Here is a 15,643-nt window from a genome sequence, read left to right as displayed (position 1 = left end):
GGGGTCCCCCCTGCTCCTTAAGAGCTTGGGGGAGATTGAGGACGAGCCAGGCCGGAGGCCGCGATCGACGGTGCCCGAGGCCTGGCGGAACCTCCTGTTCCGGGGGCACCCAGGAGCCCGACAAGCCGCCCCCGGCGAGGCACCGTAGGATGGGGTAAGGCCGTGGCACGTCTGCCCGGCAGTGCACGCGTACGAAATGGACGTACGCGTCGCCTCCAAGCCTCCCGGGAGAAGCGCACCTCGCATGCCCACGCGCCACGACATTCGTAACGTAGCCATCGTCGCCCACGTCGACCACGGCAAGACGACCATCGTCGACGCCATGCTCAAGCAGGCGGGCGCCTTCGCCGCGCACGCCGCCGAGTCCCTCGACGACCGCATGATGGACAGCAACGACCTGGAGCGTGAGAAGGGCATCACGATCCTGGCCAAGAACACGGCCGTCAAGTACCACCCGAAGGATGGCGGCGACGTCATCACCATCAACATCATCGACACCCCCGGCCACGCCGACTTTGGCGGCGAGGTCGAGCGCGGTCTGTCGATGGTGGACGCGGTCGTCCTCCTCGTCGACGCCTCCGAGGGCCCGCTCCCGCAGACCCGCTTCGTGCTGCGCAAGGCCCTCCAGCAGCGGCTGCCCGTCATCCTCTGCATCAACAAGACGGACCGTCCGGACTCGCGCATCGACGAGGTCGTCAACGAGACGTACGACCTCTTCCTCGACCTGGACGCCGACGAGGACCAGATCGAGTTCCCGATCGTCTACGCCTGCGGCCGTGACGGCGTGGCCTCGCTGACCAAGCCGGAGGACGGCACCGTCCCGGCCGACAGCACCAACCTGGAGCCGTTCTTCACGACGCTCCTGCAGCACGTCCCGGCCCCCGAGTACGACGAGAGCGCGCCCCTCCAGGCCCACGTCACCAACCTGGACGCCGACAACTTCCTCGGCCGCATCGCGCTGCTCCGCGTCGAGCAGGGCGAGCTGCGCAAGGGCCAGACGGTCGCGTGGATCAAGCGTGACGGCACGATGGCCAACGTCCGCATCACCGAGCTGATGATGACCGAGGCCCTCACCCGCAAGCCCGCCGAGAAGGCGGGCCCGGGCGACATCTGCGCCGTCGCGGGCATCCCCGACATCATGATCGGCGAGACCCTGGCCGACCCCGAGAACCCGATCGCGCTGCCGCTGATCACGGTCGACGAGCCCGCCATCTCGATGACCATCGGTACGAACACCTCGCCGCTGGTCGGCCGCGGCGGCACCGGCAAGGGCGCGGACGCCAAGGCGGCCGTCAAGGACCGCAAGGTCACCGCCCGCCAGGTCAAGGACCGCCTGGACCGCGAGCTGATCGGTAACGTCAGCCTCCGTGTCCTGGAGACGGGACGCCCGGACGCCTGGGAGGTGCAGGGCCGTGGCGAGCTGGCCCTCGCGATCCTCGTCGAGACCATGCGCCGGGAGGGCTTCGAGCTGACCATCGGCAAGCCGCAGGTGGTCACCCAGGAGATCGACGGCAAGGTGCACGAGCCGGTCGAGCGCATGACCATCGACGTGCCCGAGGAGCACATGGGCGCCGTCACGCAGCTCATGGGCGTCCGCAAGGGCCGTATGGACAACATGTCCAACCACGGCTCCGGCTGGGTGCGCATGGAGTTCGTCGTCCCGTCCCGCGGCCTCATCGGCTTCCGTACGGAGTTCCTGACGAACACGCGTGGTACGGGCATCGCGCACTCCATCCACGAGGGCCACGAGCCGTGGTTCGGCACGCTGACGACCCGTAACAACGGTTCGCTGGTCGCCGACCGCGCCGGCTCGGTCACGCCGTTCGCGATGATCAACCTGCAGGAGCGTGGCGTCCTGTTCACCGAGCCCGGCACCGAGGTGTACGAGGGCATGATCGTCGGCGAGAACTCGCGCGCCGACGACATGGACGTGAACATCACCAAGGAGAAGAAGCTCACCAACATGCGTGCGGCTTCCGCGGACAACACCGAGAACGTGGTGCCCCCGCGCAAGCTCTCCCTGGAGCAGTCCCTGGAGTTCTGCCGCGACGACGAGTGCGTCGAGGTGACCCCGGAGGCCGTGCGCATCCGCAAGGTCGTCCTGGACCAGAAGGAGCGCGGCCGCACCGCGTCGCGCGCCAAGCACGGCTAAGCGCCTCAAGTAGCGCCCCGAGGCCGGTTTTCCGCACTCTCCGGAGTGGGGAAAACCGGCCTCTTGCGTGGTGCGGGGCGCTACGGTGAACGACGGCTCACATCCACCGGGGGTCGTCAACGCCCTCGCGGCAACCGGTTTTCGGCACCGATCTGTCCGGTATACGGACTCCACTGACCGTTAGATGTGTAACACGTCCGTTTCGCAACCATCTATCTAGGATCGGTTTGTCCGGATTTTGGAAGTTGTACGGGCCAGGTGTGATTGAACCGAGACCAAAAGGGTGTGGTCGGGCCGTATCTCATGGCTAATAGTTGACCGCGTATCGCTCGGGTCAATGGGTCACGCGCTGTGGGGAGCGCCGACTCACGAGCACACTGGGGTACTCGATCAACGCCGTCAGGGGTGGCGGCGTGGTCTCTCGTACCCCCTCTCGTTGTGAACAAGTGGACTCATGAGGAGGAACCCCATGCGTGGTGCCAAGAGCGCCAAGTGGGTCGCGATAGCCGGTGTTGTGGCGCTGACCGCTACTGCCTGTGGTGGCGGCGACGACGACAAGGGCAGCGGCAAGGTCGACCCGAAGGGGATCGTCAGTTACGCCAACGGTGAGCCGCAGAACCCCCTGCAGCCGTCGAACACCATGGAGGCGTACGGCAGCGTCGTCATCGACGCGCTCTTCACGGGGCTTGTCCACTACGACAAGCAGGGCAACATCACCTATGAGAACGCCGAGTCGGTCACCCCCGACAAGGCGAACAAGGTGTGGACCGTCAAGCTGAAGCCGGGCTGGAAGTTCCACAACGGTGAGGCCGTCACCGCCAAGTCCTACGTCGACGCCTGGAACTGGGCGGCCGACCCGGCCAACGGCCAGCAGAACAGCTCCTGGTACCGCGACATCGTGGGCTACGACAAGGTGCACCCCGAGAAGGGGAAGGCCCAGTCGAAGACCATGTCCGGCCTGAAGGTCGTCGACGACAACACCTTCACCATCACGCTGAACTCCGGCATCCCGTACTACGCGTACAAGCTGGTCTACAAGCCCTTCTTCCCGCTGCCCTCGGCGGCCCTGAAGGACCCGAAGAAGTACGGCGAGGCGCCGGTCGGCAACGGCCCGTACAAGTTCAAGAGCTGGCAGCACAAGAAGTCGATCCAGGTCACCGCCTGGTCCGGCTACAAGGGCGAGGACAAGCCCAAGAACGGCGGCATCAACTTCAAGGCGTACACGACGCCGAACGCCGCGTACCAGGACCTGCGGTCCGACAACGTCGACACCATGCCGCTGATCCCGGACAGCGAGCTCGCCAACTACAAGAACGACTTCGGTGACCGCGCGATCACCTCGGACTTCTCGGCGATCAACACGATCAACCCGGCCTTCTACACGAAGCAGTGGAAGGACATCGACGTCAAGGTCATCCAGGGCCTGTCGATGGCGATCGACCGCGAGACCATCGCCAAGACCACGTTCTACGGCACCCGCAAGTCGGCCTCCGGCTGGGTCGCCAAGGGCGTGAAGGGCTACAAGGCGGGCGCCTGCGGCGAGTACTGCAAGTTCGACCCGAAGAAAGCCAAGCAGTTCATCAAGGACGGCGGCGGCGTCCCGGGCAACAAGATCTCCATCCAGTACAACGCCGACCAGCCGCACAAGGGCTGGGTCACCGCGGTCTGCAACGACATCCAGCGGAACGTCGGCGTGAAGTGCGTCGGCGACCCGGTGACCGACTTCCAGGCCGACACGGAGATCCGTGACCAGAAGAAGGTCAAGTCGATCTACCGCTCGGGCTGGGTGCTCGACTACCCGTTCAACGGCAACTTCCTCGGTGACCTGTACGGCACCGGCGTCGACGGCAACAAGGGCGGCTTCTCGGACAAGAAGTTCGACGAGCTGGTCAAGAAGGCCGACAACGCCAAGACCATCGAAGAGTCCGCCGACCTGTACAACCAGGCCGAGGCGGAGCTGAAGAACAGCTTCCCGGGCATCCCGCTCTGGTACAACACCACGAACTCCGCGTACTCGAAGAACGTGAAGAACGTGGAGTTCGACCAGGCCGGTGACCCGATCCTCTCCGAGGTCGAGGTCTTCGAGAAGTAGCAGTCGCCGGAGTTCCGTACCCGTGAAGCGACGCCCGGCGACCCCGGGCGTCGCTTCCGGACGGCTCTCCGCAATGGACGGAGGCACCAATGGGGCGCTACGTCGCGAGGCGACTGCTCCAGATGATCCCGGTCTTCATCGGGACAACCCTGCTGATCTTCCTGATGGTGAACGTCCTTCCCGGCGACCCGGTGCGGGCGCTCTGGGGGGACAAGCCGCCGGACCCGGCGCAGGTGGCGCAGATCAAGCACGACCGCGGCCTGGACCTGCCGCTGTGGGAGCAGTATCTGCACTACATGAAGGGCCTGTTCCAAGGGGACTTCGGCAACACCATCGCGGGCAACAGACCCATTCTTGACGAGATCACGCAGGCTTTCCCGGTCTCGGCGCGCCTCGCCGCCATGGCGTGGACGTTCGAGCTCGTAGTCGGTATCACCCTGGGCGTGTTCGCGGGTATCCGGCGTGGCCGCATCGTGGACAACGCGGTGACGCTGTTCACGCTCCTCGTGATCTCCGTGCCGATCTTCGTGGTCGGTCTGCTCTTCCAGCTCTACATGGGCAACGAGTGGCAATGGATCACGCCCACGGTCCAGGACTCCGAGGACATGGGGCAGTTGATGGTGCCCGCGCTCGTGCTCGGCCTGGTCGGCCTCGCGTACGTCGCCCGGCTGACGCGCACGTCCATCGCGGAGAACCGGTCGGCGGACTACATGCGGACCGCGGTGGCCAAGGGGCTGCCCAAGCAGCGCATCATCACCCGGCACCTGCTGCGCAACTCGCTGATCCCCGTGGTCACTTACCTGGGCACGGACATCGGCACGCTGATGGGCGGCGCGGTCATCACCGAGGGCATCTTCAACGTCACCGGCGTCGGCAACCTGCTCTTCACCTCGCTGGCCCGCCGTGAGGGCGCGGTCATCGTCGGCATCGTGACCGTCCTGGTGCTCGTGTACCTCCTCGCCAGCCTGCTCGTCGACCTGCTTTACGCGGTCCTGGACCCGAGGATCCGTTATGCCTGACCTGACCAAGACCTCGACCGTGGACGGGGCGGCGGCGGCACAGGACGAGGTCGTGGCCGGAGCCGCGGTCTCCGCGGTGCCCGCGCCCGGCAAGCCCCGCAGCCTCTGGGGCGACGCCTGGCGGGACCTGCGCCGCAACCCGCTGTTCGTGATCTCCGCGCTCCTGATCGTGCTGTTCCTCCTGGTGGCGGCCTTCCCCGGCCTGTTCACCGACGCGAACCCGGAGACCGGCGACCAGGCGAAGCACTTCCTGGGCAAGCCCGAGCTGGGCCACTTCTTCCAGGCCGACTGGTTCGGTTACGACGGGACGGGCCGCAGCATCTACGCCCGCGTCCTCTACGGCGCGCGCAACTCCATCGTGGTCGGCGTCGGCGTGACCATCCTGGTCACCGTCTTCGGCGGCCTGGTCGGCATGCTCGCCGGCTACTTCGGCGGCTTCTGGGACAGCCTGCTCTCCCGGATCACCGACGTGTTCTTCGGCATCCCGTTCCTGCTCGGCTCGATGGTCGTGCTCAACGCCTTCACCAACCGCACCGTCTGGGTGGTGATGGGCGCCCTCGCCTTCCTGGGCTGGACGCAGATCGCCCGCGTGATGCGCGGCGCGGTCATCACGACCAAGCACGCGGACTACGTGGTGGCGGCGCGGGCGCTCGGTGCCGGGACGAAGCGGATCCTGTTCCGGCACATCCTGCCGAACGCCATCGCTCCGGTGATCGTCATCGCGACGATCGCGCTCGGTACGTACATCGTCGCCGAGTCGACCCTGTCCTACCTGGGACTCGGGCTCGGGGAGAACGCCATCTCCTGGGGCGGCGACATCTCCGACGGCACGCAGTTCATCCGGAACAACCCGCATGTCCTGCTGTTCCCGGCCGGCATGCTGAGCCTCACCGTGCTGGCGTTCATCATGATGGGTGACGCCGTACGCGAAGCCCTCGACCCGAAGTTGCGCTGAGGGAGGCGTACGTGACGATCACTGAGAAAACCGCGGACGTTCCCGCTCCCCGCTCGGGCGAGGGAAAGAGCGGCCGACTGCTCGACGTGAACGACCTGCACGTCGAGTTCCACACCCGCGAGGGCGTGGTCAAGGCCGTGAACGGTGTCAACTACAGCGTGGACGCGGGGGAGACGCTCGCCGTGCTCGGCGAGTCCGGCTCCGGCAAGTCCGTGACCGCGCAGGCCATCATGGGCATCCTCGACATGCCGCCCGGAAAGATCCCGCAGGGCGAGATCCTCTTCCGTGGCCAGGACATGCTGAAGATGTCCAACGAGGAGCGCAGGAAGATCCGCGGCCGCAAGATCGCGATGATCTTCCAGGACGCGCTGTCGTCCCTGAACCCGGTGCTGAGCGTGGGCTACCAGCTCGGCGAGATGTTCCGCGTGCACGACGGCATGAGCCGCAAGCAGGCCAAGGCCAAGGCCATCGAGCTGATGGAGCGGGTGAAGATCCCGGCCGCCAAGGAGCGGGTGAACGACTACCCGCACCAGTTCTCCGGCGGTATGCGCCAGCGCATCATGATCGCGATGGCGCTCGCCCTGGAGCCCGACCTGATCATCGCCGACGAGCCGACCACGGCCCTCGACGTGACGGTCCAGGCCCAGGTCATGGACCTGCTCGCGGAGCTGCAGCGCGAGTACAACATGGGGCTCATCCTCATCACCCACGACCTCGGCGTGGTCGCGGACGTGGCGGACAAGATCGCCGTCATGTACGCGGGCCGGATCGTGGAGACGGCCCCGGTGCACGAGCTGTACAAGCGCCCGGCGCACCCGTACACGCGCGGTCTGCTCGACTCGATCCCGCGCCTTGACCAGAAGGGCCACGAGCTCTACGCGATCAAGGGCCTGCCGCCCAACCTGCTCAAGATCCCGGGCGGTTGCGCGTTCAACCCGCGCTGCCCGAAGGCGCAGGACATCTGCCGTACGGACGTCCCGGCGCTCGTTCCCGTGACGGAGCGGGACGGCGCGGAGCTCGCGGGCCGCGGCAGCGCGTGCCACTTCTGGAAGGAGACGATCCATGGCTGAGCTGAACAAGGGCGCCGAGCCCGCAGCGGCGGACGAGCCGACGGACGCCACGCCGAACGTCTCCGAGGTGGAAACGGTCGACGCCGCGACGCCGGAAGAGGCCGTGGCCGCGATCGAGGCCCCCGCCGAGCGCGGCGAGCCGATCCTCCAGGTCCGCAATCTGGTCAAGCACTTCCCGCTCACCCAGGGCGTCCTCATCAAGCGCCAGATCGGCGCGGTGAAGGCGGTCGACGGCATCTCCTTCGACCTCTACCAGGGCGAGACGCTGGGCATCGTGGGCGAGTCGGGCTGCGGCAAGTCGACGGTCGCGAAGCTGCTCATGACCCTGGAACGGGCCACGGCGGGCGAGGTCTTCTACAAGGGCCAGGACATCACCAAGCTGTCGGGCCGCGCCCTGAAGGCCGTCCGCCGGAACATCCAGATGGTGTTCCAGGACCCCTACACGTCGCTCAACCCCCGTATGACGGTGGGCGACATCATCGGGGAGCCGTTCGAGATCCACCCCGAGGTGGCCCCGAAGGGCTCGCGCCGCCAGAAGGTCCAGGACCTCCTGGACGTGGTTGGCCTCAACCCCGAGTACATCAACCGCTACCCGCACCAGTTCTCGGGCGGTCAGCGCCAGCGCATCGGCATCGCGCGCGGCCTGGCGCTCAACCCCGAGATCATCATCTGCGACGAGCCGGTCTCGGCCCTGGACGTGTCCGTCCAGGCCCAGGTCATCAACCTGATGGAGAAGCTCCAGGACGAGTTCAACCTGTCCTACATCTTCATCGCGCACGACCTGTCGATCGTCCGGCACATCTCGGACCGCGTGGGCGTGATGTACCTGGGCAAGATGGCCGAGATCGGCTCCGACGAGCAGATCTACGACCACCCGACGCACCCGTACACGCAGGCGCTGCTCTCCGCGGTCCCCGTCCCGGACCCGGAGGCCCGCGAGGGCCGCGAGCGCATCATCCTCACCGGCGACGTCCCGTCCCCGGCGAACCCGCCGTCCGGCTGCCGCTTCCGCACCCGCTGCTGGAAGGCGCAGGACAAGTGCGCGGAGGAGGTCCCGCTGCTCGCGATCCCGGAGCGCTTCGCGGGCGAGGACACCCCTGCCGCCCACGAGTCGGCGTGCCACTTCGCGGAGGAGAAGAACGTGGTGCACGCGGCGTAGCGCCGCGAGGTCGTCGTACGTACATGGGGGCGCCCCCGGCCGGAAAAGGCCGGGGGCGCCCCCATGCGCGTATCCATTCGTACCTGTCCCCTGTCCGCGTCAGACCGGCACGGCCTCGATGAGCGCGGGGAACGCCCCTGTCTCGATGATGCGGGTCAGGGTGAAACCGGCTTGCTGGAACAGGGAGTTGAACTCGTCCTCCGTGCGTTCGCGGCCGGTGAGGACGTTCAGCATGATGACGTCCATGACCTTGCTGAGGTCGGGGTCGTTGCCTTCGGGCATGACGGTGTCGACGACCAGGAGGCGGCCGGTGGGCGGGACGACGGCGCGGATGGAGGCCAGGATGCGCAGGCTGTGCTCGTCGTTCCAGTCGTGGAGGATGTGCTTGAGGACGTAGAGGTCGCCGCCCTCGGGGACGGCCCGGAAGAAGTCGCCGTTCTCCACGCGCCAGCGGCCCGCGAGTTCCTTGACGTCGAGCAGGTGCCCGGCGACGGTCTGCTCCTGGTCGAAGAGGATGCCGGAGAGCCCCGGGTGGTGCCGGAGCACGGCCCGCAGGAGCCCGCCCCGGCCGCCGGCCACGTCCACGACGGTGCCGCTGTTGGGGAATGGGTAGGTCGTGGCGATGATGTCGTCGAGCGGACCGGAGAAGGACGACATGCCCTTGTCGAAGCTCTCCTGTGCCTCGGGGTGACCCGCCAGGTACTCGAAGAAGGGCGCCCCGTGGGCGACCTCGAAGCCGGGCGTCCCCGTCCGGATGGCGTCTTCGAGCGCGCCGAACGCACGCGTCATGGACTCTCCCGTACCGAAGAGAACCCCGTCCCGCAGGGAACCGGGCCCCTCCCGCAGGCCCTGCGCCGCGGGCGTCAGCTCGAACACGCCGGGCTCCCGCTCGCGGAAGACACCCCGGCTCGCGAGCAGCCGCAGCACCCGCCGCAGCGAGTCCGCGTGCACCTCGGCCCGCCGGGCGAGCTCGTCCACGGGCAGCGGGCCCTGCGCGAGATGGTCGGCGACGCGGTGCACCGTGACGGTGCGCAGCGCGGAGGAGAAGACCGAGCCGAAGACGAGCCCCATCAGGGCGATGGCGTCCTCGGGGCCGGGTGCGGTGGTCTCCGCGGCCGAACCGGCCGGTTCGGTGGGGCTGGACGAACTGGTCAACGTACGGCTCCCGTCCTCGACTTGGAGGTGCCGTCAGGGTCGCAGTGCGAGGTTGAACCTGTCACGACTGCTGCCGACGGGACCGGCGAAGTCCGGCCACGCGCGCCCGGCTGTCGGCACATCCGTTCGGGTGCTCGGGTCCGCCCCCGGCGCCACGCGACGTACGTACATCCGGATGGCCTCCTCCTCATACGGCCGGGCTAAATGTGCGGTTCATGCCCTCTGCCGCGATATTTGGCGGTATCGCGCGTACAGCAGGCGCGCAGAGCACTCGAGGAGGCAGGGCATGCGTGGAGCCACGCGGGCCAAGTGGGCCGGATGTGCGGTGGCCGTCGCGCTCGCGGCGACGGCCTGTGGGGGTGGGAGCGACGGCGGCGGTGGCGACGGCTCCGGGATCGTGGGGTCCTCCTGGGGAGATCCGCAGAACCCGCTGGAGCCGGCGAACACGAACGAGGTGCAGGGCGGCAAGGTCCTCGACATGATCGTGCGCGGGCTGAAGCGGTACGACCCGAAGACCGGCGAGGCGCAGGACATGATCGCCGAGTCGATCGACACGAAGGACTCGCAGAACTTCACCGTCAAGATCAAGGACGGGTGGAAGTTCAGCAATGGAGAGCCGGTCACCGCCAAGTCGTTCGTCGACGCCTGGAACTACGGGGCGCATCTCAAGAACAACCAGAAGAACGCCTACTTCTTCGGGTACATCGAGGGATACGACAAGGTCCACCCGGAGAAGGGGGACGCGACGGCCGAGACCCTGTCCGGACTGAAGGTCGTCGACGACAAGACCTTCACCGTGAAGCTCACGCAGAAGTTCTCCACCTGGCCCGACACCCTCGGCTACCCGTCCTTCGCCCCCCTGCCCAAGGCCTTCTTCGACGACCGCGCGGCCTGGCTCTCCAAGCCGATCGGCAACGGCCCGTACACCGTGAAGTCGTACCAGAAGGGCTCCAAGATGGAGCTCAGGAAGTGGGACGGCTACAGCGGGGACGACAAGGCGCAGAACGGCGGCGTGGACCTGAAGGTCTACACCGACAACAACACCGCGTACACGGACCTGATGGCGGGGAATCTGGATCTTGTCGATGATGTTCCGGCTTCCCAGCTCAAGAACGTGAAGAGCGACCTCGGGGACCGGTACATCAACACCCCCGCCGGGATCATCCAGACCCTCGCCTTCCCCTTCTACGACAAGAAGTGGGACAAGCCGGGCGCGGAGAAGGTCCGGCAGGGGCTCTCCCGGGCCATCAACCGCGAGCAGATCACCGACACGATCTTCCAGAAGACCCGCACGCCCGCCAAGGACTGGACCTCGCCGGTGCTCGGCAAGGACGGCGGCTACAGCGACAGCCTGTGCGGCGAGTGGTGCGAGTACGACGCCGACGAGGCCAAGAAGCTGGTCGAGGAGGGCGGCGGCATCCCCGGCGGCACCCTGAAGATCTCGTACAACGCGGACACCGGCTCGCACAAGGAGTGGGTGGACGCCGTCTGCAACTCCATCAACAAGGCGCTCGGCAAGGGCAACGCGTGCGTCGGCAACCCGATCGGCACCTTCGCCGACTTCAGGAGCCAGGCCTCGCAGCAGAAGCTGGACGGTGCCTGGCGCGCGGGCTGGCAGATGGACTACCCGCTGATCCAGAACTTCCTGGAGCCGAACTACTTCACGGACGCCTCGTCGAACGACGGCAAGTACTCCAACGAGGACTTCGACAAGCTCATCAACGAGGCCAACGGAGAGACGGACACCGCCAAGGCCGTCACCAAGTTCCAGGACGCCGAGAAGATCCTCGCCAAGGACATGCCCGCCATCCCGCTCTGGTACCAGAACGGCAGCGCCGGCTATTCCGACCGGGTCTCCGACGTCTCGCTGAACCAGTTCAGCGTGCCGGTGTACGAGGCGATCAAGGTCAACTGACGTCGGTGGAGCGGCCGTTCGGCCCCCGCGCCGGGCGGCCGCTCCCTCTACTCCCGGAGCGAGCCCCATGGGTCGTTATGTGATCCGGCGTCTGCTGCAGATGATCCCGGTCTTCTTCGGCGCCACGCTGCTGATCTTCCTGATGGTGAACGTGATGGGTGACCCCATCGCGGGCCTGTGCGGCGACCGCAAGTGCGATCCCGCGACGGCCGCCCAGCTCAAGAGGGAGTTCGGCCTCGACAAGCCCGTGTGGCAGCAATACGCGACGTACATGGGCAACGTCTTCACGGGGGACTTCGGCACCGCCTTCAACGGGCAGAAGGTCACCGAGCTGATGTCGACGGCGTTCCCGGTGACCATCCGGCTCACCCTCGTCGCCATCGTCTTCGAGATCGTCATCGGCATCACGCTCGGCGTCGTCACGGGGCTGCGGCGCGGCAAGCCCATCGACACGGGGGTGCTGCTCCTCACCCTGATCGTCATCTCCGTACCGACGTTCGTGACCGGTCTGCTGCTCCAGCTGCTGCTCGGCGTGAAGTGGGACGTCATCAAGCCGTCGGTGTCCTCCGAGGCGACCGTCGACGAGCTGATCGTGCCGGGGCTCGTGCTCGCCTCCGTCTCGCTCGCGTACGTCACGCGGCTCACGCGGACGTCCATCGCCGAGAACCGGCGCGCCGACTACGTACGCACCGCCGTGGCCAAGGGGCTGCCGCGGCGGCGCGTCATCACCAAGCACCTGCTGCGGAATTCACTCATCCCGGTGGTCACCTTCATCGGCACGGACGTCGGCGCGCTGATGGGCGGCGCCATCGTCACCGAGCGGATCTTCAACATCCACGGCGTCGGCTTCCAGCTCTACCAGGGGATTCTGCGGCAGAGCACCCAGACCGTGGTCGGGTTCGTGACGGTGCTCGTCCTGGTCTTCCTGGTGGCGAACCTGATCGTCGACCTGCTGTACGCCGTACTCGACCCGAGGATCCGCTATGCCTGAACCCCATGAGCCCACCGAGGGGGTCATCGCCGGGACCGGCGCGGGCGGCGCGATGGATCTCGCCGCGAGCGAGGCGACGACGCTGGCGCCGGCGGAGCCCGCCGCCCCCGGCGGCCCGGGCGGCACCGGACCCGGCACCCCCGCCCGCAGCCTGTGGTCCGACGCCTGGCGCGACCTGCGCCGCAACCCGATCTTCATCATCTCGGGCCTGATCATTCTGTTTCTGGTGTTCATCGCGCTGTGGCCCTCCGCGATCGCCTCCGGCGACCCGCTGGACTGCGACCTCGCCAACGCCCAGAAGGGCTCCTCGCCCGGTCATCCCTTCGGCTACGACGGGCAGGGCTGCGACGTCTACACGAGGACCGTGCACGGCGCCCGCGCCTCCGTCACCGTCGGCGTGTGCGCCACCCTCGGCGTCGCCGTGCTCGGCAGCGTGCTCGGCGGGCTCGCCGGGTTCTTCGGCGGGGTGTGGGACGCGATCCTCTCCCGCATCACCGACGTCTTCTTCGCGATCCCGGTCGTCCTCGGCGGTCTGGTGCTGCTCTCGGTCGTCACCAGCAACACCGTCTGGCCGGTGATCGGCTTCATGGTGCTGCTCGGCTGGCCGCAGATCTCCCGCATCGCCCGCGGCTCGGTGATCACCGCGAAACAGAACGACTACGTGCAGGCCGCCCGCGCCCTCGGCGCCTCCAACTCGCGGATGCTGCTCCGGCACATCGCGCCCAACGCCGTCGCGCCGGTCATCGTCGTCGCGACCATCGCGCTCGGTACGTACATCGCGCTCGAAGCGACCCTGTCGTACCTCGGCGTCGGCCTGAAACCCCCGACGGTGAGCTGGGGCATCGACATCTCCGCCGCGTCCCAGTACATCCGCAACGCCCCGCACATGCTGCTCTGGCCCGCCGGCGCCCTGGCGATCACCGTCCTCGCGTTCATCATGCTCGGCGACGCGGTGCGCGACGCCCTCGACCCGAAGCTGAGGTAGGCGCCCATGGCAACCGAGGCACCCACGGCAACCCCGGCCCCCATGCTGCTCGAAGTGCGGGACCTGCACGTGGAGTTCAGGACCCGCGACGGCGTCGCCAAGGCCGTGAACGGCGTCGACTACGGCGTGCGGGCGGGCGAGACGCTCGCCGTGCTCGGCGAGTCCGGGTCGGGCAAGTCCGTCACCGCCCAGGCGATCATGGGCATCCTCGACGTCCCGCCCGGCCGCATCACCTCCGGTCAGATCCTCTTCCAGGGCCAGGACCTGCTGAAGCTCAAGGAGGACGAGCGGCGCAAGATCCGCGGCGCCGAGATGGCCATGATCTTCCAGGACGCGCTGAGCTCCCTGAACCCGGTGCTCAGCGTCGGCGACCAGCTCGGCGAGATGTTCACCGTGCACCGGGGGATGTCCCGCAAGGACGCGCGGGCCCAGGCGATCGAGCTGATGGACCGGGTGCGCATCCCGGCCGCCAGGGAGCGCGTCACCCAGTACCCGCACCAGTTCAGCGGCGGCATGCGCCAGCGCATCATGATCGCGATGGCGATGGCGCTCGAACCGTCCCTGATCATCGCCGACGAGCCGACGACCGCCCTGGACGTCACGGTCCAGGCCCAGGTCATGGACCTGCTCGCCGAGCTCCAGCGCGAGCTGAACATGGGCCTCATCCTGATCACCCACGACCTGGGCGTGGTCGCCGACGTGGCCGACACCATCGCCGTCATGTACGCCGGCCGCATCGTCGAGAAGGCCCCCGTCCACGAGATCTACAAGGCCCCCGCGCACCCGTACACCAAGGCCCTGCTCGAATCGATCCCGCGCGTCGACCAGAAGGGCCAGGACCTCTTCGCCATCAAGGGCCTGCCGCCCAACCTCATGAACATCCCGTCAGGCTGCGCCTTCCACCCGCGCTGCCCGATGGCCCAGGACGTGTGCCGCACCGACGTCCCGCCGCTGGCCAAGGTCACGTACGAGGGACTGACGGCCGAGCGGCGCAGCGCCTGCCACTTCTGGAAGGAGACCCTCCGTGGCTGAGCCCATCCTTCAAGTGCGCGGGCTCGTGAAGCACTACCCGCTCACGCAGGGGATCCTGATCAAGCGTCAGATCGGTGCGGTGAAGGCCGTCGACGGCGTGGACTTCGACCTCGGCACCGGCGAGACGCTCGGCATCGTCGGGGAGTCCGGCTGCGGGAAGTCCACGGTCGCGAAGATGCTGGTCAACCTGGAGCGGCCGACCGCCGGCGAAATCCGCTACAAGGGAGAGGACATCACCAGGCTGTCCGGGCGCGCCCTGAAGGCCGTCCGCCGGAACATCCAGATGGTGTTCCAGGACCCGTACACGTCGTTGAACCCCCGTATGACGGTCGGGGACATCATCGGGGAGCCGTACGAGATCCACCCCGAGGTGGCCCCGAAGGGCTCGCGCCGCCAGAAGGTCCAGGACCTCCTGGACGTGGTGGGCCTCAACCCCGAATACATCAACCGCTATCCCCACCAGTTCTCCGGCGGGCAGCGGCAGCGCATCGGCATCGCGCGGGGGCTCGCGCTGCGGCCCGAGGTCATCGTCGCGGACGAGCCGGTGTCCGCGCTCGATGTGTCGGTGCAGGCGCAGGTCGTGAACCTGCTGGAGCGGCTGCAGAGCGAATTCGAGCTGTCGTACGTCTTCATCGCCCACGATCTGTCGATCGTCCGGCACATCTCCGACCGCGTGGGGGTCATGTACCTCGGGCGGATCGTCGAGACCGGGTCGGACGCGGAGATCTACGAGCATCCGACGCATCCGTACACGCAGGCGCTGCTGTCGGCCGTGCCGGTGCCCGATCCCGGGGCGCGGGAGCACCGCGAACGGATCATTCTGAGCGGGGATGTGCCCTCGCCCGCGAATCCGCCCTCGGGGTGCCGGTTTCGGACCCGCTGCTGGAAGGCGCGGGAGCGGTGCGCCCTTGAGGTCCCGGCGCTTGCCGTTCCGGCGGAGTTCCGGGGCGTGAGTGGGCCTGCGGCGCATGATTCGGCTTGCCATTTCGCGGAGGAGAAGCACGTGGTGCCGTGAGGAGGCGGTGCGCGGCGGCGTGCAGGAAACAGGGCGGCAACCTCGGCGACCCGGGGCTGATATGAGGGCGCGCCATCCTGGGGGCGTACGGCCGTGCGGGTGC

The 15,643-nt window shown here is 67.6% G+C and carries 12 protein-coding genes; 11 read left to right on the top strand and 1 reads right to left on the bottom strand.

All coding sequences use genetic code 11. From position 1 onward, the window contains the following. Positions 1–244 precede the first annotated feature (244 nt). From typA to AC0KTA_RS12840, 6 genes are all read left to right on the top strand, one after another. A complete protein-coding gene (gene typA / locus AC0KTA_RS12865) occupies positions 245–2,152 on the top strand; it encodes a translational GTPase TypA (RefSeq protein ID WP_481055253.1) in 1,908 nt (635 codons plus the stop codon). 469 nt (positions 2,153–2,621) lie between these two features. Then, on the top strand, positions 2,622–4,244 hold the full coding sequence (locus AC0KTA_RS12860; RefSeq protein WP_481055252.1) for a peptide ABC transporter substrate-binding protein: 1,623 nt from the start codon (positions 2,622–2,624) through the stop codon (positions 4,242–4,244). A gap of 89 nt (positions 4,245–4,333) precedes the next feature. Continuing rightward, the gene (locus AC0KTA_RS12855; RefSeq protein WP_481055251.1) at positions 4,334–5,263 is read left to right on the top strand and encodes an ABC transporter permease; all 930 of its coding nucleotides are present in this window, start codon (positions 4,334–4,336) and stop codon (positions 5,261–5,263) included. Then, positions 5,256–6,218 carry an ABC transporter permease gene (locus AC0KTA_RS12850; protein ID WP_481055250.1) on the top strand — a complete coding sequence of 321 codons (963 nt, stop codon included), beginning with the start codon at positions 5,256–5,258 and terminating at the stop codon, positions 6,216–6,218. The genes AC0KTA_RS12855 and AC0KTA_RS12850 overlap by 8 nt, the downstream gene beginning before the upstream one ends. 11 nt (positions 6,219–6,229) lie before the next feature. Further along, the gene (locus AC0KTA_RS12845; protein ID WP_481055249.1) at positions 6,230–7,288 is read left to right on the top strand and encodes an ABC transporter ATP-binding protein; all 1,059 of its coding nucleotides are present in this window, start codon (positions 6,230–6,232) and stop codon (positions 7,286–7,288) included. Then, positions 7,281–8,447, top strand: coding sequence for an ABC transporter ATP-binding protein (locus AC0KTA_RS12840; RefSeq protein WP_481055248.1), 1,167 nt, complete (start codon positions 7,281–7,283; stop codon positions 8,445–8,447). The genes AC0KTA_RS12845 and AC0KTA_RS12840 overlap by 8 nt, the downstream gene beginning before the upstream one ends. A gap of 99 nt (positions 8,448–8,546) precedes the next feature. Here the strand turns inward: AC0KTA_RS12840 and AC0KTA_RS12835 are convergent, their stop codons facing one another. Further along, positions 8,547–9,602 carry a methyltransferase gene (locus AC0KTA_RS12835; protein ID WP_481055247.1) on the bottom strand — a complete coding sequence of 352 codons (1,056 nt, stop codon included), beginning with the start codon at positions 9,600–9,602 and terminating at the stop codon, positions 8,547–8,549. 286 nt (positions 9,603–9,888) lie between these two features. On the opposite strand from AC0KTA_RS12835, the gene AC0KTA_RS12830 reads away from it, so the two are divergent. The 5 genes from AC0KTA_RS12830 (at position 9,889) to AC0KTA_RS12810 (ending at position 15,540) form a co-directional block, all read left to right on the top strand. Further along, on the top strand, positions 9,889–11,517 hold the full coding sequence (locus tag AC0KTA_RS12830; RefSeq protein WP_481055246.1) for a peptide ABC transporter substrate-binding protein: 1,629 nt from the start codon (positions 9,889–9,891) through the stop codon (positions 11,515–11,517). Between the two features lie 67 nt (positions 11,518–11,584). Continuing rightward, positions 11,585–12,508, top strand: a complete 924-nt coding sequence (locus tag AC0KTA_RS12825; protein WP_481055245.1) for an ABC transporter permease — start codon at positions 11,585–11,587, stop codon at positions 12,506–12,508. Continuing rightward, complete coding sequence (locus AC0KTA_RS12820) at positions 12,501–13,493, top strand: ABC transporter permease (protein ID WP_481055244.1); 993 nt, start codon at positions 12,501–12,503, stop codon at positions 13,491–13,493. The genes AC0KTA_RS12825 and AC0KTA_RS12820 overlap by 8 nt, the downstream gene beginning before the upstream one ends. 42 nt (positions 13,494–13,535) lie before the next feature. Then, positions 13,536–14,525 (top strand): ABC transporter ATP-binding protein, encoded by a 990-nt coding sequence (locus AC0KTA_RS12815; protein ID WP_481056406.1) that lies wholly within the window; start codon positions 13,536–13,538, stop codon positions 14,523–14,525. Further along, positions 14,518–15,540, top strand: coding sequence for an ABC transporter ATP-binding protein (locus tag AC0KTA_RS12810; protein WP_481055243.1), 1,023 nt, complete (start codon positions 14,518–14,520; stop codon positions 15,538–15,540). The genes AC0KTA_RS12815 and AC0KTA_RS12810 overlap by 8 nt, the downstream gene beginning before the upstream one ends. Positions 15,541–15,643 lie beyond the last annotated feature (103 nt).

The organism is Streptomyces sp. Y309 (genome assembly GCF_056712025.1).
Note: the sequence above shows the minus strand (reverse complement) of the source record. Positions and strands in the feature narration are given on the sequence as shown.